The sequence below is a fragment of the Peptoanaerobacter stomatis genome (assembly GCF_000238095.2).
Taxonomy (GTDB): domain Bacteria; phylum Bacillota; class Clostridia; order Peptostreptococcales; family Filifactoraceae; genus Peptoanaerobacter; species Peptoanaerobacter stomatis_A.
This window is the reverse complement of the sequence record NZ_JH815225.1, coordinates 175,448-195,567: the sequence shown is the minus strand read 5'-3', so window position 1 is coordinate 195,567 and position 20,120 is coordinate 175,448. Positions and strand designations below refer to the sequence as shown.

The window sequence follows — 20,120 nt, the reverse complement described above, 5'->3', positions numbered from 1 at the left end:
TACTTAAAAATTCATGTTTTTTTAATCACAAATTATATAAAGCTTAAAGACTTTATAATTTGAAATAATATTTATACTACTTTCTAATAAAATTATAGATAACCTATATAATATATAACCGTTAATATACATAGTTTATTGAAAGAATTTTAATTATTATGATTTTCCATTTTAGTATTATGATAAATTATACGCCGAAAATAAAATTAGTATATTAATGATGATATTTTATAACTATATTTTTAATAATAATATGGGATAAATACCAAATAAGTTTTACAAATAGCATAAAAGAATTATATAATATATTATAATCATATTTTGCATTGAAAAAATAATTATAATGTGCTAATATAAATCATATAATTCTGTTATATTTTTATAAAATATTGGATAATACCATACCAATAATTAAATTGTTTTCTATCTCCTATTTTATTTTTATAGGAGAATATTATTTTATTAAAAGCTACTATATAAACTATATTGTAAAGGAGTGCAATTATCATGTTTTTAAAAAAATCTAAAAATGACAACATGGAAATTAGCAAAAAAAAGTTTTTGGGTATTGGATTTAAACTCAGCTCTATAATAGCTGCGGTACTGATTCTTATATTAGGTGCCAAAACTGTCTATGACTCTGCAAGCAATTACAGATATGCTATAAAGACCAATGAATCCATAGAGCTTGAAAAAACTCGTAAACTCGCTTTAGAAATCGAATCTATGTTTAACGGTATGTACCAAAGTGCAAAAGATATGGAAATAATAGTTGAACAAATTTTGGAAAGTCCTGTAGAAGAAAGAAGCAGAAATCTCGTAATCAAGAGTCTTGAAAAAATAACTCTTAACAACCCTGATATAGACTCTATCGGAATATTTTTTGAACCCAATGCCTTCGATGGAAAAGATGAACAATATAAAACTCCAGACAATCCTACAGGAAGATTTGGACCATATGCTGTTTCATCCGGAAATACAGTTTCAATGAAAACAATAGTTCCAAAAGATGAAGCATGGTATACAAAACCTATGCAAGATAAAACCAATGTGCTACTTCCTCCTTATACCTCCGTTTCCGATAATCTTATTACGAGCTTGTCAATCCCCATACAACACAATGGAAATGTAGTAGGTGTAGTAGTAGCTGTTTTAAATTTGGATACTTTTCAAGAAAAAATAGAAAAAATAGAAGGTGTATCCAAAAATAACATCAAAACTATATTGGCACGCAACGGAACAATAGTAGCCAACTCATATGACAAAGCCTTGCTCACTAAAAATGTTGCAGAAAACGATGAAGGTACAAGAAATGCAATAGAAAATGCAAATAATGATAAAGAAACTATGATTAATAGGAAATCCACTTTAACTGGAGATATGTCAAAAGTTATATATGTTCCTATTAAAATAAAAGGCGTAGATAAAAGCTGGGTATACAGTTCTACAAATGCACTCAGTTCATTTACAGCCTATGCAAGATATAATATGTATTTAACAATAATCATAAGCATAGTTATGATTTTAATAATAATACTTGTAGTATCTACATCTATCAGAAAAATGGTAAGTTTCCCACTGTCAGCTGTGCAATCCGCCATAGGTAAAATGGCAGAATATAATCTTGATGTAGAAGAAGATTCTCTTAAAGTAAGAGCATATAGAAACAATAATGATGAAATAGGCGCAATGTTAAGAAGTATCAGACTAATGGTAGATAACCTAAAGAGCCTTATAACTTCTATATCTTCAAATACTCAAAATGTAGCAGCTACTGCAGAAGAGTTGACAGCTACATCACAAAGCACATCAGAATCATCTCAAGAAGTGGCAAGTGCAGTCGGAAATATAGCACAAGGAGCTACATCACAAGCACAAGACACACAAAGTGCTGCGCAAAGTATAGAGCGTTCAAATTCTTTATTAAGCGAAATGATTGATATATTAGAACAACTTTCAGAATCCACGAATACAATATATGCTAAAAAAGAAGAAGGTAATGAAGTTCTTAAAGAGCTTATAGAAATATCAGAAGAAAATCAAAATATACAATCAAAAGTAAGTGAAGTAATATTTGATACTAATAAGAGCACAGAAAAAATATCAACAGCATCAGAAATGATACAATCAATATCAGATCAAACAAATCTTCTTGCACTTAATGCCGCGATAGAAGCTGCAAGAGCAGGAGAAGCAGGTAAAGGCTTTGCAGTAGTGGCAGAAGAAATAAGAAAATTGGCAGAACAATCAGCAGGTTTCACAGAAGAAATAAGAAAAGTAATAGATGAATTAAAAGTAAAATCAGAAAGTGCCGTATCAATGATGCAATCTGCAACAGATATGTCAAACAAGCAAGAAGAAAAAGTAAACGAAACAGGCAAGAAATTTGAAGAAATATCAACAGCTGTAGAAAACAGTAAAAAAATAGTAGATAATATAAATTCTTCATCAAAGAAAATAGAACAAGAAAATCAAAATGTTATAAGAGTAGTAGAAAACTTATCTGCAATAGCTGAAGAAAATGCAGCTACAACCCAGCAAGCTGCCGCGTCAGTAGATTCACAAACAGAATCAATTCAAGATATATCAAAAGCAAGTGAAAATCTTGCAACAATAGCCACAGACTTACAAGAAGAAGTATCAAAATTCAGATTTTAATTTATAAAATTGTTATAAAATTGATTTATTTTATACGAAACTTCATTAATAATGTTCATTACAAAAGATAAATTATTTTTTATGATAATTAGGCAAAATTAATTACACAATATAATTTTATTCACTAATAAAATAAAAAAATGGCTTTTTTAATAAATGTACTGCATTGTTAAAAACAGCCATTTTTATTTTATATTAATTCTAATGCTACTATCCAATCAAATATATTTTAGTTTAAATAATATTTAGTCAAAATATTAATTTATTTACAAATTTATGCAACTTGCTATATTTTTTTAAATCTGTTATAATTTCAATGGTTATATTTTTATTTTAATCAAAATCAAATATATTGTTAATTTATAGTAAATTAACTTTAAAATAAATCAAAAATATATTGTAAAATTCATAAATGGATGATTTATAAAATATCTATTAAACTTATAATAAAATTAATTTATACTGTTTTATAATGTAATAATAGATAACTTATATGAACAGTAAATACATTTTTGTTGTACTTTATTAAATTTATGAAATGGTGTTTTTTATTGTTCTATTAAGTTATAGTATCACCATTATAATACTAATAAAAAAACGAATTTCAATTTTAAATTTACCAAGCTATTATAATATAGTAAAGCAAACTATAAGAGAGATTAACATGGACAATTATAATCCTTATTTTATGAGACTTGCACTTAAAAATGCTGTAAAAGCTTATTATAAAAATGAAGTTCCTGTCGGCTGTGTAATCATAAGAAACAACGAGATTATAGCACAAGCATACAATACCAAAAATGCAGAGCAATGCGTTACAAGACACGCTGAATTAATAGCAATAGAGCAAGCCTCTAAAAATAAAGGCAGTTTTATATTGGACGATTGTGAAATGTATGTTACATTAGAGCCTTGTCTTATGTGCATAGGTGCAATAATACAAAGCCGTATAAAAAAACTGTATATAGGTGCAACAGACGAAACTATGGGCTCTGTCATATCCAAAATTCCAATTATAAAAGATGAGCTTGTATATCCTTACAAATTGGACTATTCATTTAAAAAAACTATAAGTTCAAAAATATTGACCAGATTTTTCAAAAAAATACGTAAAAAAGATAAAATATAACAAACAAATTTATTAATACCATATAAAAATAAATTACAAGGAACGATATTAATGGAATTAGATAAACTCAACGAAAAACAAAAACAAGCAGTTATTACTACAGACGGTGCACTATTGATATTGGCAGGTGCAGGTTCAGGAAAGACAAGAGTAATTACAAACAAAATAGCATACTTGATAGAAGAAAAAAATGTAAACCCATATAATATACTCGCAATAACTTTCACAAATAAAGCTGCAAAAGAAATGCAAAGCAGAGTTGAAGACCTCATAGGTATAGATTCAAAAAGAGTATGGATAAGCACATTTCACGCTTTTTGTACAAGAATATTGAGATATGAAGCTTCACATATTCTATACGAAAATAATTTTACAATATATGACACACAAGACAAACAAGTGCTTATAAAAAATTGTATGGATATTCTCGGATATGACAAAGAAACTCTCAATATAGCATCAGTTGCAAGTGAAATTTCAAGAGCAAAAGATTCTATGGTTTCGGTAGATGATTACGAAGCTGAAGCGACATCTGATTATAGAAATAGCAAAATAGCAAGAGTATACAGACTTTATCAGGAAGAACTCAAAAAAAATAATGCTATGGACTTTGATGATCTGATATACAACTGTATAAGACTATTTAAATTGCATAAAGAAGTTTTGGGAAAATATCAAGATAAATTTGAATATATAATGGTAGACGAGTATCAAGATACAAACTACTCCCAATATCTGCTCATAAAAATGATCTCACAAAAACACAAAAATATCTGTGTTGTCGGAGACGATGATCAATCAATCTACGGTTGGAGAGGTGCAGATATAAGAAATATATTGGAATTTGAAAAAGATTTTGAAAATGTAATCCAAATAAAATTGGAACAAAACTATCGTTCAACATCAAACATAATAAATGCAGCAGGTACAGTTATAAAAAACAATGAAGGCAGAAAAGATAAGAAAATATGGACATCATCGGATAATGGAGATAAAATTACGATATATGAGGCCACAAGTGAAAATGATGAAAGCCTGTATGTTGCACAAAACATAAGAAAATTGACAGAGCAAGGATACAAATACAGTGATTTCGCCGTATTATACAGAGCAAACGCACTTTCAAGAAAATATGAAGAAGCATTTATGAAATATAAGATACCTTACAAAATTTTTGGAGGCTTAAAGTTCTATGACAGAATGGAAATAAAAGATATACTCGCATACTTAAGACTAATTGACAACAAAAACGATGATGTATCATTAAAAAGAATTATAAATGTTCCAAAAAGGGGTATCGGTGCAAAAACCGTAGAAAAACTCGAACAATATGCAAGAGAACACTCTATAAGTATGCTCGATTCCATAGAAAATATATCTCAAATAATAGGTGCCGGCAAAGCACAGGAATCAATAAAAAAATTTGCCGTTATGATAGGTGCCTTAAAAGCCTTTGCAAAGATACTACCTGTCAGTGAATTACTTGAAAAAGTAATATCTTCCACAAATTACGAAAACAGCCTTATAGAAGAAAAAACGCCGGAATCACAGTCAAGACTTGAAAATATAAATGAATTAAAATCTGTTATACAAGAATTCGAAAGAACAAGTGAAGACAAATCTTTATCAGATTTTCTTCAAAATGCAACTCTTTCAACAGATATGGATGAAGATGATAAAAAGAGCAATTATGCTACACTTATGACTATACACAGTGCAAAAGGTCTTGAATTTCCTGTTGTATTTATAGTGGCGGCAGAAGAAAATATATTTCCGTCATCGAGATCTGTATTAGATGAATCAAAACTGGAAGAAGAGCGAAGACTTTGTTATGTTGCAATCACAAGAGCAAAAGAAAAATTATTTATAACAAGAGCTAAATCAAGACTTTTATATGGCAAAACTAACTGTAACCTTTCCTCAAGATTCATATCAGAAATAGACAAAGATTTGGTTATAAATGAGAAAAAAGAATATTATGTAGATGAAGAGAGCAAACAAGCATATTCACTTCATCAAAAATATATAGAAAAATATAAAATTATGAATGAGCATAAAAAAGATGAACCTCAAGACATAAAAATGGGGACAAAAGTATCACATAAAACATTCGGAAAAGGTATGATAGTTGGAAAAACAGGTGGAAAATACAGTATAGTATTCGATAAAGTAGGCGTTAAAACTATAGATACGTCTGTTGTAAAATTAGAAATATTATCATAATATTTTTATTAATCACCTTATATTATTATCTAAAAAACATAGATATTTTTTAATATAATGTTCAAATAAATGTTTATACTATTATCTAATTAAAAGAACATATATTTATATTTTAACAAAATGATAAACTTTATTATCAACTATTATTCTATATGTCTTTTTAACAAGATTTAGTATTAGTATGAAAAATAATATTCAAAGATAGAAATATATTATTAAAAATCAACGGCAAGAAGAGGTAAATTGATGATTAGTTTGAGCGTAAGTAATTTACGAAAAACTTATGGTATAGATTTGATATTCGATAATGTGAGTTTTGCAATAAATGAACGTGAAAAAGTTGCAATAGTCGGTGCAAACGGTGCAGGCAAGACCACATTATTCAATATAATCGCAGGCATAGAACCGAAAGATTCAGGCGATATATTCATAGCCAAAGATTCTTCCCTTGGATATATGAGCCAAAATGTAAACATAGTAAGCGATAAAACATTGATACAAGAAACACTTTCAGTTTTTGAAGATTTAATAAAATTAGAAGATGAAATAAGAAGGCTTGAGCATGACATAGCCGAGCATCATATGGACGAAGAAAAATCTCAAAAGCTTATGAAAGAGTATGCAAAAAAAACAGAACAATTCGTAGAAAATGATGGATACTCCTATAACTCCAAAGCCAAAGGTGTACTTATAGGATTAGGTTTTGATGTAAACGATTTGGATAAAAAGATAGATTTACTGTCAGGTGGTGAAAAATCAAGACTTTTACTTGCAAAAATACTTCTAAAAAAACCATCTATATTACTTCTGGATGAGCCCACAAATCATCTTGATATGGACTCTATAACTTGGCTTGAAACCTTTTTGAAAAATTATGACGGTACTACTCTCATAATTTCTCATGACAGATATTTTTTAAATACACTTACCACAAAGACAATAGATATGTCAAATCACACAGCTAAAATTTATAACTACAATTATGAAAATTATGTTATAGAAAAAGAAAAAGATGAAGAATTAGAAATAAAAAACTATGAACTCAATCAAGCCGAAATAAAAAGACAAAAAGAAATAATTGACAAATTAAAGGCATTCGGCAGAGAAAAACAAGTCAAAAGAGCAAGATCAAGAGAAAAAGCCTTAGAAAAAATGGAAATCATACAAAAGCCCACAAAAGAAAATTATAAATCAAACATAATGTTTGAATGCAGTGTAAAATCAGGAAAAGATGTACTTCATATAAATAATTTATCAAAATCATACGATACAAGAAATCTGTTCAAAAATGTCAACATGGATATATATTCAAGCGAAAAGATAGCAATAATAGGCGCAAACGGTACAGGCAAAACCACATTTTTCAATATCTTATTAGGACTTGAAAATCAAGATACAGGCGAAATAAAATATGGTGTCAATGTAAATACCGAATATTTCAATCAAGAGCGTTCAGACCTTAATATGAACAATACAATATTAGAAGAAATATGGAATAACTACCCTAATCTAAAAGAAGTACAAATAAGAAACTATTTAGCCGGTTTTTTATTCACAGGAGATGATGTTTTCAAAAAAATATCTGACTTAAGCGGTGGAGAAAAATCAAGAGTATCACTTCTGAAATTAATGCTTTCAAAATCAAATTTCTTGTTTATGGACGAACCTACAAATCACCTCGATATAGCCTCAAAAGAAGTATTGGAAGATGCAATTTGTGCATATAACGGAACAGTTCTTGTGATTTCACACGACAGATATTTTTTGAATAAAGTACCCGATAGAATATTTGAATTAAAAAACGGAGAATTTGTAGAATATCTCGGTAATTATGATTATATGATTGACAAAAAAAATGAGTTGGATCAGTACAATCAATTTCTTTTAGAAAAAGAAGACACAATAACAAAAACACAATTGAAACTACAAAAGAAGAAAAATAAAGAACAAGAAACAGAAAAAAGAAAATTAAAAAATGAAGAAAAAAGCATATTGGAAAGCATACACAAAATAGAAGAAGAAATAAATTATATAGATTTAGAGCTGTGCAAAGAAGAAGTATACTCCAATCCGGAAAAATCAGTAGAATTTACCAAACAAAAATCACATAAAGAGCAAGTGCTAAAAGATTTGTACGAACAATGGGAAAATATATTAGAACTCATAGAAAAAAATCAAGATTGAAATATTAAAAAAAATATAGTATCATAGTCTTATAATTATATATAAATTTGTGCATATTACTTTAGTATTTATACAATTTTCATAAAAAACATATTATATAAAATTTCAGTTGAATAATCATATTTTAAAAGAAAGGGACTTGTTTTGTTATTATGAAAAAACCTAAGAAACTTTTCGATAAAAAAGTTATCTGCCCTAACTGCCACACCGAATTCACGACAAAAAAGCCTATATCAAGCAGACTTAGGATATTAGAATCTGAAACAGACGGGCATAGAATATATAAAGATACTTCCCCATATTTGTATGACATGAATGTATGTCCTATATGCGGAATGGCGTTTGATGAGAAATTGAACAACACACTATATGAAGAAGACATTGCAAAACTTATAAACTATTTTTCAAATGTCAAAGACTATTCTCATTACTGTGAAGAAAGAAAGATAGACGATGCAATAAGGATATCAAGATTGGCTTTGTTAATAGCCGATATAATAGACGAACCGCACACTTTAAAAGGCGTTCAAAACCTTAAAACATCATGGTTATATAGGGAAAAAGGTGATATCCAAAACGAGCAAAAATATCTGACTGCATCAAAGATAGAATTTGAGGAAGCATTTGAATCTGAAGATTTTGAATATTTTGGACTTAAGACACATGTACTTTACAATATATTGTCAGAAACTTGTAGAAAATTGGACTTATATGAAGATGCTGCAAAATATTATTCAAAATTATTCAGATGTGCAACTACTCCTACTTATATGAAGCAAAAAGCTCAAAATAATTGGTTGGATTATAACAGCAGAGAATAATTATATTTAATACTATTATCAAATTAAAAGTAGATATTTATAAAAGTATTAGCAATTATATTAGAAAATCAATCTGAGCATATCTTAATTTAAATAGATTTTACTATAAAATCAAAATTAAAAAAATAATTGCCCACTTTTAAAAAGAATATATAAAAGGAATGATTTATAATGCAAAGAGCCGACGATGGCATGGGATTTATACTGAAATACGAAAATGTTGCTTGGTATGAAGACGGAAAAGTTCGCATATTGGACAGAAGAATTTACCCTATAAATATAGAATATGTGGTTTGTACAACTTATTTAGAAGTAGCAAAAGCGATAGCAGATATGGTTACGCAAAGCGGCGGACCATATACGGCTGCTGCTATGGGAATGGCACTTGCAGCATATCAAGTAAAAGATGAAAAAAAAGACAAAATAATAGCTACTCTAACAGATGCAGCCTATAAATTATCTCATGCAAGACCTACAACATCTTCAAAAATGGAAATAATAACCAATAATTCACTTGAAAAAGCAAAAAGTTTATTAAATAACGGAATAAGCGGACTTGATTTAGTAGAAGAACTTAGAATTATCGCATTTAATTATATAAACAATAACTATCTTAAATACATAAACACAGGAAAATATCTTGCATCTTTAATTCCTAAAAACGGAACTATTCTTACACAATGTTTTGCTGAAACAATTATAGGGACTCTATTAAACGAATGTAAAGCCCTAAATAATAATATAAAAGTTATATGCGCTGAAACAAGACCATATTTTCAAGGTGCAAGGCTTACAGCAAGCGTAGTTAGCGATATGGGATTTGACGTTGCTGTAATAACGGATAATATGCCTGCTTTTATAATGAAAGAAAAAAATGTAGATTTATTCACATCTGCTGCTGATGTAATAACAGTAGACGGGCATATAGTGAATAAAATAGGTACATTTCAAATAGCAATAGCAGCAAATTATTTACAAATACCGTATTTTGTTACAGGCTCTCCAAATTTTTCGCATAAAACTGTCGATTCTGTAAAAATAGAATATAGAGATGAAAATCTTGTAATGCAATCCATGGGTGTAAAAATTGTTAAAGACGAAGTAAAAGCATATTATCCTGCATTTGATATAGTTCCGCCTAAACTTTGTAATGGTGTTGTAACTGATAAGGGAATATTTTCACCATATAATTTAAAAGAATATTTCGAAAAATAGTAAAAAAAGAGCTGTTGCAAAATTAAAAATAATTGCAAAAGCTCTTTTTTTTTATTATAATACATTTTTTACTGTTTATGCTAATATATGTTTTATTAATTAGTTTTTTATTTTAAGTGTACTTAATTTTAATTAGCTAATAAAATTTTTAAAAACAAAAATATCCATTACTCTATTAATCTTTAGCATTAGTATATTGATTTTTATTAAAAATATTTTCTAATCGTAAAACTCAAATTCAAATCCATAAATAGATACTGTATCTCCGTCTTGTATTCCATCTTTTCTAAGCATATCGAATATGCCTGTATTTTCCAACACGCTTTGAAAATGTCTCATTGATTCTAAATCATTGAAATTGACAGAATACAACAATCTTTCCAATTTATCTCCCTCTATTTTATATATGCCTTTTTCTTTTATAATTTTTATATCATCAGTTGATTTTTTCACAGCTTTTTCATCTGTGTAGTACTCTTCATCATCAAATATATCTTCTTCTTCTATTTGTGATAACAACTGTGAACAATAGTTCAATATATCCTCTACACCTTGTACAGTTGCTGTTGACATGGCAAATACTTTGTATCCTCTTGATTCTATTTCGTCTTTAAATTCTTCATATATGCTTTTGTCAAAAAGTAAATCCATTTTATTTGCCACTACTATTTGTTTTTTACGACTAAGTTTTTCATCAAACTCTTCTAATTCTTTATTTATTTTTTCAAAATCTTCTAATGGTTCTCTACCCTCACAACCGCTTATATCAACTATGTGTATGAGTATCTTGGTTCTTTGGATATGTCTTAAAAAATCGAATCCAAGCCCTACTCCTTGTGATGCTCCTTCTATAAGACCTGGTATATCAGCTATAACAAATGAGTCTCCATTTTTCAAACTTGCTACTCCAAGATTGGGTGTAAGTGTTGTAAAATGATAGTTTGCTATTTTAGGTGTTGCCTTTGTAACTATAGATAAAAATGTAGATTTGCCGACATTTGGAAAACCTATAAGCCCTACATCCGCCAAAAGCTTAAGCTCAAGATTTACTTCAAATTGTTGTCCTTTGGTTCCAGATTTTGCAAATGACGGTGCTTGTCTTACAGAAGTTTTAAAGTGTGAATTTCCTTTTCCACCATGACCTCCATGGGCAACAATAACTTCCTGTCCATTTTTTCTAAGATCTGCTATTACAAGATTGGTGTCCGTATCTCTTATAACTGTTCCAACAGGCACTTTTATTATTAAATCTTCTCCGTTTTTCCCATACATATTTGAGCCTTTTCCATCTTGTCCGTTTTCAGCTTCATATTTTTTCTTGTATTTGAAATCAAGCAGAGTTCTAAGATTATTATCAGCTTTGAAAATTATATTGCCTCCGTTACCACCATCTCCGCCTGCCGGACCTCCATCTGGTACATATATCTCTCTTCTGAAAGCTACACAACCGTTACCGCCATCTCCGGCTTTTATGGTTATCTTTGCTATATCTACAAACATTGATTCTCCTTTTTACTTTTATAAATCTTTTTTTCTCATATCATTTAGTTTTTCTATCATTTCTTTATCTAAAAAATCATCTAATGTATTTCTTTTATTCTTCACTGTTTTTTGTATTTTTTCCTGTATTTTTACTTGTGCATTATTTACTTCTATATATAATTGTCTTGTAGAAATTCTGTTTCCGCCTTTACCTGACACTACCTGTTGCTCTGCTATATCATCTGTTGCAACTGTAATATCCAAAAATTTTTTGGGGCCTAACTCAGTTATATATCTTTCTATATATGTGTCTGCTGTTTCTTTTTCTTTTGTAAAAACTATTTCAAGATTTTTTATTTTCTCATATCTTGTAACAGAATCTTTGACTTTATACGCATCATAAACTATTATGGTTTTGTAACCTTTAAATTGTGCATATTCACTTATTACATAATTTAATTTTTCTCTTGCATATTCAAGATTTTCTTCTGATAATTTTTTTAAGTCCTCCCAAGCATTTATGACGTTATATCCGTCAACTATGAGGATTTTTTTTAATCTTTTCATTTCTTCCTCATTCTCTGCTTTACAACCTCAAACATAGCTATTGATGCTGATACACTTGCATTGAGTGAATCTATTTTTCCTGTTATCGGTATTGATATTATCATATCACTGTTTCTTTTAACAAGTGTGCTTATACCTTTGCCTTCATTCCCTACTACAAGTGCTACATCTCCGCTAAGATCCGTATCAAAATATGGAGTTTCTCCCATATCAAGTGCATATATCCATATACCTGAGTCTTTTAATTTTTGAATTGTATCATTTAAGTTGGATACTCTACATATCTTCATATATGATGTTGCTCCTGCTGATGTCTTTTCAACTGTTTGATTTATCTGCGCCGAACGTCTGTTTTGTATTATTATTGCATCTGCAGAAGCACAATAAGCTGAACGAACTATCGCACCGAGATTATGAACATCTTCTATTCTATCAAGTATAAGTATGAGATTTTTTTTGCCTTTTTCTCTATTATTTTTTATATCTTCAAGTAAATTATCAAACTCATAATATTTATATTCGCTTATAAGTGCCAAAACTCCTTGATGGTTTGCATTTTCACTCATCATATCCAATTTTTTCTTATCGACTTCTTTTACCAATATCTTCTTATCTTTTGCTATAGATATTATATATTTAAGTCTTTCTTCTTTTTCGCCTGATTTTATATATATTGTATCTATTTCTCTATCATTTTTTATAGCTTCTATTACCGGATTTTTGCCAATTATATAGTTCATTTTATTTCCACACCTATTGTTCAATATTAAAGATTATCTTTTATCTTCCTATCCATTTCTTCCATCCTTGTTTTCGGTATTTCCGGATGTCTGCAACTCATAGCGCCCTCTTTACACTTATTCCTTGAAATGCAAGAAGGACCTGCATTTTTAAACAGATTAGGAGCCGTTTTTTTAACTTCTTCAAGCATAAGATATGCCATTTCCTTTATTTCCCATTGAGCTCTTTCACATATCCTGTGTTCAAAAAAATTTATGAGAGTTCTCGCATTCATAGTAACTACAATTTTAGTTTCACACGCATTTGGAAAAACATATCTCGCATCTTCTATAGATTTTTTTTCTGCCATAGATTTGGCTTGTTTTTCAGTATAGCCTTCTTCTATGAAATACTTAACATTGCCTTCAATGAGCTCATCAACTATTTTATCATATGCTTTTTGATCATCCTCCATAGCTTTTATGAAAATTTCTCTTGCTTTTTCATTTTCAGCTATTTGCGGTGGAATTATATACTCAAATTGCTCTAATTTAACATATCTTTGAGATTGTTGAGAATAACTTGCTATCCTATGCCTTACTAATTGATGCGTACATACTCTGCTTATACCTTCTATCGCAAACGTAAAACTTACGTGCTCTATCGGACTTTGATGTCCTATACTTGTCAAATGTGATATAAATTTTTGTACTTTTTCATCATCAAGATTATCCCTTATATTATCCACTCCCGTTTTAGAATAGCATAGTTTAGCTGACATAGCTACTACATAATCAGGATTTGGTGTATATGCCAATAACTCTACCTTCATAACTCACCTCACTGTATTTGGCACATCTAATAGGACTCGAACCCATATCTCTCGCTTCGGTGGCGAGCGTTCTATCCCTTGAACTATAGATGCACATTTTAATTTTAGTTTATTGAAATTTGGTATAAAAATGTGTATTTATGTCATTGGACCGGTATATTTTTCATTTGTGTCTCTTTAGTACACATATTCAAGATATATTCGTTCGCCTCATTCTATACATTTTATAGTGCAAATTTTACTGAATAATATATATAACTTATACTATTATCTAATTAAAAGAATATACATTTATATTTTGATAAACTAATGAGCTTTATTGTTAATCATCATCCTATGTGTCTTTTTAAACCAGTCCTACTATTAAAAAAAATTGCTATAATTTATATTTTTATACCATATAATTTATCATAGTTTCAATGAATATCCTTACAAAAATATGTTTGAACAATTTTCAAACTATTTTATAAATTATATCATAATTTTTACAATAATAAAACACCATTGCTGTGAATGGTGTTTTTTATAAAAAATCTATCTTATAAAAAATGGAGCGGGTGAAGGGGATCGAACCCTCGCAACCGGTTTGGAAGACCGGGGCTCTACCACTGAGCTACACCCGCAAAAAAACTACAATATACCAATTTATTTATTAAATATAAAATCTGTCATACAAACATATATTTTATTTAAAAATAAACGGTAATATATCAAAAATTTCTATATGGAATTTACCTTAACAATAATAACAAAAAAAATCTAAATTGTCAATTTATTTTAAAAAAAATTTAGATATATTGGAAAATAAGCATATAAAAACTTATTTTCAGTATTTTATTAATACTTTTAATCCATAAATTTTTTATGAAAATGTTTTTAAATATATCTTACATTGTTTTTTACACTATGTTATAATATTAATTGAAAATTATAAAAAATATGAAAGGAGAAAACTTTGAAATCATCCACTAAAGACATATTGAATAACTTTTCCAATATGAAAAAAACATTAGTATTTGACGGTATATTGATCGGAATAGGTGCAGGCTTTGTATCTGTATCTTACAGATTTTTTCTCTCTTATATGGAGAAAATTTGTCGATATTTGTACTCTATACCGCTTAATTTTACATATTTTTTAATTTTGATAATACTGCTCTCATCTCTTGGATTGATAGTCGGGTTATTGGTAAAGTGGGCGCCTTTAAGTAGCGGTAGCGGTATACCACAAGTTCAAGGAGAGCTTATGGGAGTATTTAATATGGACTCCTTAAAAACTATCATATCCAAATTTGTAGGAGGAAGTTTTGCAGCGCTTGGAGGCTTATCACTTGGTAGAGAAGGACCTTCTATACAATTAGGGGCCGCCACGGCTAAGCTTATTGCAAAATTTTTAAGGCGTGATCAAAATGAACAGAGGTATTTGATAAGTGCAGGTGCAAGTGCAGGACTATCTGCCGCATTTTCAGCTCCTATATCAGGTACAATTTTCGTACTTGAAGAAATACATAAAAACTTTTCACATTTAGTACTTGTACCGGCTATAATAGCAAGTGTTATCGCCGACTTTATGAGCAAGACAATATTTGGGCTTTCACCAAGCTTTTCATTTTCCGTAAAAACACCGCTCAGTTTAAATGAATATGGTCATATAATAATACTTGGAATAATAATCGGACTTATTGGAGTAAGTTTTAATAAAACTCTGCTTTCTATACAAACACTTTATAAAAAACTGCCAATAAAAAATGAATTTAAACCTATAATAGCATTTTTGATTGCCGGAATTTTCGGTTATACATTTCCATATGTTTTAGGAGGCGGACATCACGTAATAGAAAGTCTTGTTGCAAACAGAGTATCCATACAACTGTTAACTATGATACTTGTACTTAATCTATTATTTACAGCCATAAGCTACGGCTCTACAGCTCAAGGCGGAATATTCTTACCAACACTTGTAATAGGTGCTATAGGAGGAGGAATTTATTATAACATAATAGCTCATTTTAGCCTGATTGATATAAACAACGATTATTTTGTAAATTTTATCATACTTGCTATGGCTGCAATGCTTTCAAGTGTAGTACGCTCACCAATAATATCAATAATGCTTGTAACAGAAATGACAGGTTCATTTGAACACATATTATCTTTATGTATGGTTTCAATAACAGCATATTTAGTAGCCGAAATATGTGGATGCAAACCTATTTATGAAGAATTATTTGAAAGAATGCTTAATTCATCACTTCAAGAAACTGAAAATAATTACATAAATGAAAAAGTATTGCATCAGTTCATAATAAATTATGACTCCTCTATTTCAGGAACGTATATAAAAGATATAGATATGCCTTTTAATGCACTAATAGTTTCAATAAAAAGATTAGACAACGAAATAATTCCAAAAGGAAATACGGTCATAAAAGGCGGAGATACAATAACTGTACTGACAGACAACAAACACCTTAAAGATATTATAGACTACTTCGACAACATATGAAAATAAACTTTGTCGAAGTTTAATAAAAGATATGAAATTTAAGTTTATGATATAAATTAACTTAAAGATGGATTTACTTAATTTTTTGTAAAAAATTTATCATTACCAATCTCAAATTTAAAAAATACATAAAATTATTATAGATATTTTTATGTATAAATATTACATATTTTTTTAATAATACCAAACTCTATTACAAATTATAAAATATCTAAACTTTATATGATTTGCAATTTTAAAAAATACAAATTTTTTAGTATATGATTTTTAATTAGTGTTTAGTATTAAATCAATATACATAATAAATGAATTGAAAAATTCATTACTTAAAAAATCACAAAATTAGGAGGTATTTAAAATGAACTATGAAAAAAAATGTTATTTTAAAGTTATTACATATTTTTTACTGCTTATATGTTTAATCAGCATTTTGCCAAGCAAAACATTTGCAGAAAAATCAATTACAGTTTACATCAATGAAAAGAAAATTAGTATGAAAACATCTCCTGTTATATCAAACGGAACAACATTTGTACCGCTTAGAGATATATCAGAAAATTTAGGTTGCACTGTTTCATGGGATTCATCAACTGCCACTGCTAAAATTAAAGATAAAAAATCTAAAAAAACTATCATAATTGAAAAAAATTCGTATACTGTAAATGGTAAGAAAAATCCTTTAAGTCCAGCAACTATAAACAAAAACGGTGTTACTTTAGTTCCGTTGAGACTTGTGTCAGAAGCCTTGGATTGTACTGTTGATTGGGACCCTTACGACAGTTCTGTTTCAATTTTAAAATATAGAGTTGTAGAAGTATCTAACGCAACGGAACTTCTAAATAATATAAAAAACAATACAAAGATTATTTTGACAGCATCAGAATATAATTTAACTAAAGTTAAAAACATATCAAATCCTGCAATAAAAACTGAGCATGCTTTTGACGGAGAAGAACATATCATATCAAATGTAAATAATATTATAATAGATGCCAAAGATGGTGTCGTTCCAACTTTATTAGTCACTCCAAGGTATGCAAATGTGCTTCCTTTTGAAAACTGCAAAAATATTAAAATTAAAAATATTATAGCAGGTCACACAATTGATACAGGATATTGCACAGGTGGAGTTATAAGCCTTGCAAACAGTTCTAATATATATATCGAAAATTGCAAACTGTATGGTTGCGGAACATATGGAATAATCGGAGAAAATGTTTCTGATTTATTCGCAGTAAACTCAGAGATATATGAATGCACATATGGTTGTGTAACATTTAATAGCAGTAGAAATATTAATTTATCATCTTGTATATTTAGAGATTGTAAGGAATTTTCAATGTTTGAATTTACAAATTGCTCTGATTCAAAAGTAGTAAGCTCTTTAATTAAAAATAATGAAACAAGCACATATTTTTCTTTTATTAATGCAGAAAACGGAAATAATATAATATTTGAAAGTTGTGAATTTTTAAATAACACTTATCCTAAACTGTTTAACGGTAATGTCAAATTCTATAACTGTACTATACAATAAAAATAATTAAGCTCGCTTTATTATTTAGCTTAAATATAGATAGTTTTTAATATAATGAGCATACTCATACTAAAATCTTATGGGAATAATGGAAAATCATAATAATTAATTTTTCCGGTAGACTATTCATATTGATGCTATATAATTATATACATAATTTTATTAGAAAATAATATCAAATTAAAAAGATTATATAAATTTTATCCATTAATTAAACCAATATTAGCATAAAAATACAAAAAACAGTTATATATCAACTATTTGAAATATAACTGTTTTTTTATTACAACTTTATTATTCAGCAACTCTGACATTTTTTAAAGACACTATATAGCCTACAACTCCTCCTACTATTGCTAATGGCAACCAACCGAAAGCATCTGTAAACATAGGATAAATAGAGTTTATCTGTTCAGATATCGCTTTTGGCAATATAGATGTCAATATCCCATATATAAGCACAGGTAAGCAAGAAGCTTTATATATATATTTGTTTTTTATAGAAAACACGTTTAATACTATCAATATTATACTTGTTGGATAAAGCGCTGATAATATAGGTGCTGAAAATGCTACTATTTTGTCTACTCCCAAATATGCCATACACGCACTGAATATACAAGTAAATACAACTGTAAATTTATATTTTAGTTTTCCCTTTGTAATTGTTTCAAAATATTCCCCTGCTGTTGTAGTAAGACCTATTGCAGTTGTAAGACACGCAAAACTTATTATCATTGCAAGTATGAATTTTCCTATATCTCCCATAGTTTGTTCAGCTATATATATTACCATATCACTCTTACTTATATCAGGTGATACCGAAGCGCTCGCACAAGCTCCTATATATAAAAGTCCGAAATATATGAGCGCAAGCCCTAATCCTGCAAAAAAACCTGTAACTGATGTTATATTTCTGAGTTTTTCTCCTTTATAACCTTTTTGTGAAATGCTTTTTATAATAATCATTGCGAACATTATTGAAGCAAGAGCATCCATAGTCTGATATCCATTAACAAAGCCCATTGAAAAGGCACCTTCAATTTTTAAATCTTTTGGTACTCCCAAAGGATTTACTATTCCATTTACTATAAGTATTATTAAAGATATTAGTAATAACGGTGTCAATATTGCACCTAATTTATCTATAACATTGCTTGAATTTAGTGAAAAAAACAATGTAACTAAGAAAAATATTATTATCGCTATATATGAGTTTGAGTTTGGAAATAATGTTTTAATTCCTATTTCATATGTTAATGCGGCTGTTTTAGGTATAGCAAGAAGCGGTCCTATTGCAATCATTATGCAAGTTCCAAGAATTAACGGAAATCTATTAAAAACTCTATTTGCAAAATTATCAAATGTTCCTGATTTGGCAATAGCTATGATACCAAGTATAGGTAAACCGGCACCTGTAATAATAAAGCCAAGCGCAGACAATAAAAAATCACTTCCGCTTGTAAGTCCTAAATATGGTGGAAATATAACATTACCTGCTCCAAAAAACATAGAAAACAAGGCAAATGATACAATTAATACATCTCTTTTAACCGATTTATTCATAAAAAAATCCCTCTATCTATAATATTTTATTCTATACTTTTTTATATTCATAAAAAAAGCAATATATAATGCTATAATTAGTGAAAAATTATAGCATTTTTTAATCACTTATATTTTCCCGATACAAACAATTTTGAATAGTATTCTTTAGATTTTATAACTTTTTCTATATACATTCTGGTTTCTATAAAAGGTATATTCCAGCTTGTATATTCTTTACTAACATCTAAAAAACCTCTATTTATCCATTCCAATATATTTTCAGGTCCTGCATTATAAGCTAAAATGGCATACTTTTCATTTTTAAATCTACTTATTAGATGCGAAAGATACCACACTCCGACCTCTATATTGGTTTCCTTATCATATATATCATCTCTTTTTATGTCTATTACATTTTTAGCATGCTCATAAGTCACATCCGACACTTGCATCAATCCTTTACTGCCGGTTTTTGACTTAGCAAACGTATAAAATTTTGACTCATTTTGAATTATTGCATATATTAGTTCCTTGTCAACATTATATAATTTGCTGTATTTATCAACAATATTTTCATATCTTACAGGATGTGAATATTCATAAATAATTTTTTTAATCTCATCGAATCCTACTATTTTGAAAAATATCACTAAAAATATAACTGTAAAAAGAGGTATTACCCATTTTTTAATCTTCAT

Annotated in this window: 14 protein-coding genes and 2 tRNA genes; 8 read left to right on the top strand and 8 right to left on the bottom strand. The window is 28.6% G+C overall.

Annotation, left to right across the window (positions count from 1 at the left end):
• Nucleotides 1-507 precede the first annotated feature (507 nt).
• The 6 genes from HMPREF9630_RS00810 to HMPREF9630_RS00785 all read left to right on the top strand — a co-directional run bounded on the left by HMPREF9630_RS00810 (nt 508) and on the right by HMPREF9630_RS00785 (nt 10,230).
• A complete protein-coding gene (locus tag HMPREF9630_RS00810; RefSeq protein WP_009526645.1) occupies nt 508-2,658 on the top strand; it encodes a methyl-accepting chemotaxis protein in 2,151 nt (716 codons plus the stop codon).
• A gap of 664 nt (nt 2,659-3,322) precedes the next feature.
• Nucleotides 3,323-3,787, top strand: a complete 465-nt coding sequence (locus tag HMPREF9630_RS00805) for a nucleoside deaminase (protein ID WP_009526644.1) — start codon at nt 3,323-3,325, stop codon at nt 3,785-3,787.
• A 51-nt stretch (nt 3,788-3,838) separates the two neighbouring features.
• The gene (locus tag HMPREF9630_RS00800; RefSeq protein ID WP_009526643.1) at nt 3,839-6,010 is read left to right on the top strand and encodes an ATP-dependent helicase; all 2,172 of its coding nucleotides are present in this window, start codon (nt 3,839-3,841) and stop codon (nt 6,008-6,010) included.
• Between the two features lie 246 nt (nt 6,011-6,256).
• The gene (locus HMPREF9630_RS00795; RefSeq protein WP_009526642.1) at nt 6,257-8,194 is read left to right on the top strand and encodes an ABC-F family ATP-binding cassette domain-containing protein; all 1,938 of its coding nucleotides are present in this window, start codon (nt 6,257-6,259) and stop codon (nt 8,192-8,194) included.
• 152 nt (nt 8,195-8,346) lie between these two features.
• On the top strand, nt 8,347-9,015 hold the full coding sequence (locus HMPREF9630_RS00790) for a DUF2225 domain-containing protein (protein ID WP_009526641.1): 669 nt from the start codon (nt 8,347-8,349) through the stop codon (nt 9,013-9,015).
• Between the two features lie 171 nt (nt 9,016-9,186).
• Entirely contained in the window at nt 9,187-10,230 is a 1,044-nt protein-coding gene (locus HMPREF9630_RS00785; protein ID WP_009526640.1) for a s-methyl-5-thioribose-1-phosphate isomerase, read from the top strand.
• Nucleotides 10,231-10,449: 219 nt separating this feature from the next.
• Here the strand turns inward: HMPREF9630_RS00785 and obgE are convergent, their stop codons facing one another.
• The 6 genes from obgE to HMPREF9630_RS00755 all read right to left on the bottom strand — a co-directional run bounded on the left by obgE (nt 10,450) and on the right by HMPREF9630_RS00755 (nt 14,454).
• Nucleotides 10,450-11,730: a GTPase ObgE gene (obgE, locus tag HMPREF9630_RS00780; RefSeq protein ID WP_009526639.1), complete on the bottom strand. Its 1,281-nt coding sequence runs from the start codon at nt 11,728-11,730 to the stop codon at nt 10,450-10,452.
• An 18-nt stretch (nt 11,731-11,748) separates the two neighbouring features.
• Nucleotides 11,749-12,279, bottom strand: coding sequence for an NYN domain-containing protein (locus HMPREF9630_RS00775; RefSeq protein WP_009525845.1), 531 nt, complete (start codon nt 12,277-12,279; stop codon nt 11,749-11,751).
• The gene (rlmB, locus tag HMPREF9630_RS00770) at nt 12,276-13,019 is read right to left on the bottom strand and encodes a 23S rRNA (guanosine(2251)-2'-O)-methyltransferase RlmB (RefSeq protein WP_009526638.1); all 744 of its coding nucleotides are present in this window, start codon (nt 13,017-13,019) and stop codon (nt 12,276-12,278) included. The genes HMPREF9630_RS00775 and rlmB overlap by 4 nt, the downstream gene beginning before the upstream one ends.
• A gap of 26 nt (nt 13,020-13,045) precedes the next feature.
• Entirely contained in the window at nt 13,046-13,831 is a 786-nt protein-coding gene (gene thyX, locus HMPREF9630_RS00765) for an FAD-dependent thymidylate synthase (protein ID WP_009526637.1), read from the bottom strand.
• A gap of 18 nt (nt 13,832-13,849) precedes the next feature.
• Nucleotides 13,850-13,924: transfer RNA gene (locus HMPREF9630_RS00760), tRNA-Arg, on the bottom strand.
• A 456-nt stretch (nt 13,925-14,380) separates the two neighbouring features.
• A tRNA-Gly gene (locus HMPREF9630_RS00755) sits at nt 14,381-14,454 on the bottom strand.
• Between the two features lie 332 nt (nt 14,455-14,786).
• On the opposite strand from HMPREF9630_RS00755, the gene HMPREF9630_RS00750 reads away from it, so the two are divergent.
• On the top strand, nt 14,787-16,337 hold the full coding sequence (locus tag HMPREF9630_RS00750; RefSeq protein ID WP_009526636.1) for a ClC family H(+)/Cl(-) exchange transporter: 1,551 nt from the start codon (nt 14,787-14,789) through the stop codon (nt 16,335-16,337).
• 358 nt (nt 16,338-16,695) lie between these two features.
• Entirely contained in the window at nt 16,696-17,874 is a 1,179-nt protein-coding gene (locus HMPREF9630_RS00745) for a stalk domain-containing protein (RefSeq protein WP_009526635.1), read from the top strand.
• Nucleotides 17,875-18,168: 294 nt separating this feature from the next.
• Here HMPREF9630_RS00745 and brnQ read toward each other — a convergent pair whose 3' ends face one another.
• Complete coding sequence (brnQ, locus tag HMPREF9630_RS00740) at nt 18,169-19,440, bottom strand: branched-chain amino acid transport system II carrier protein (protein WP_009526634.1); 1,272 nt, start codon at nt 19,438-19,440, stop codon at nt 18,169-18,171.
• A gap of 104 nt (nt 19,441-19,544) precedes the next feature.
• The gene (locus HMPREF9630_RS00735) at nt 19,545-20,120 is read right to left on the bottom strand and encodes a lytic transglycosylase domain-containing protein (RefSeq protein ID WP_009526633.1); all 576 of its coding nucleotides are present in this window, start codon (nt 20,118-20,120) and stop codon (nt 19,545-19,547) included.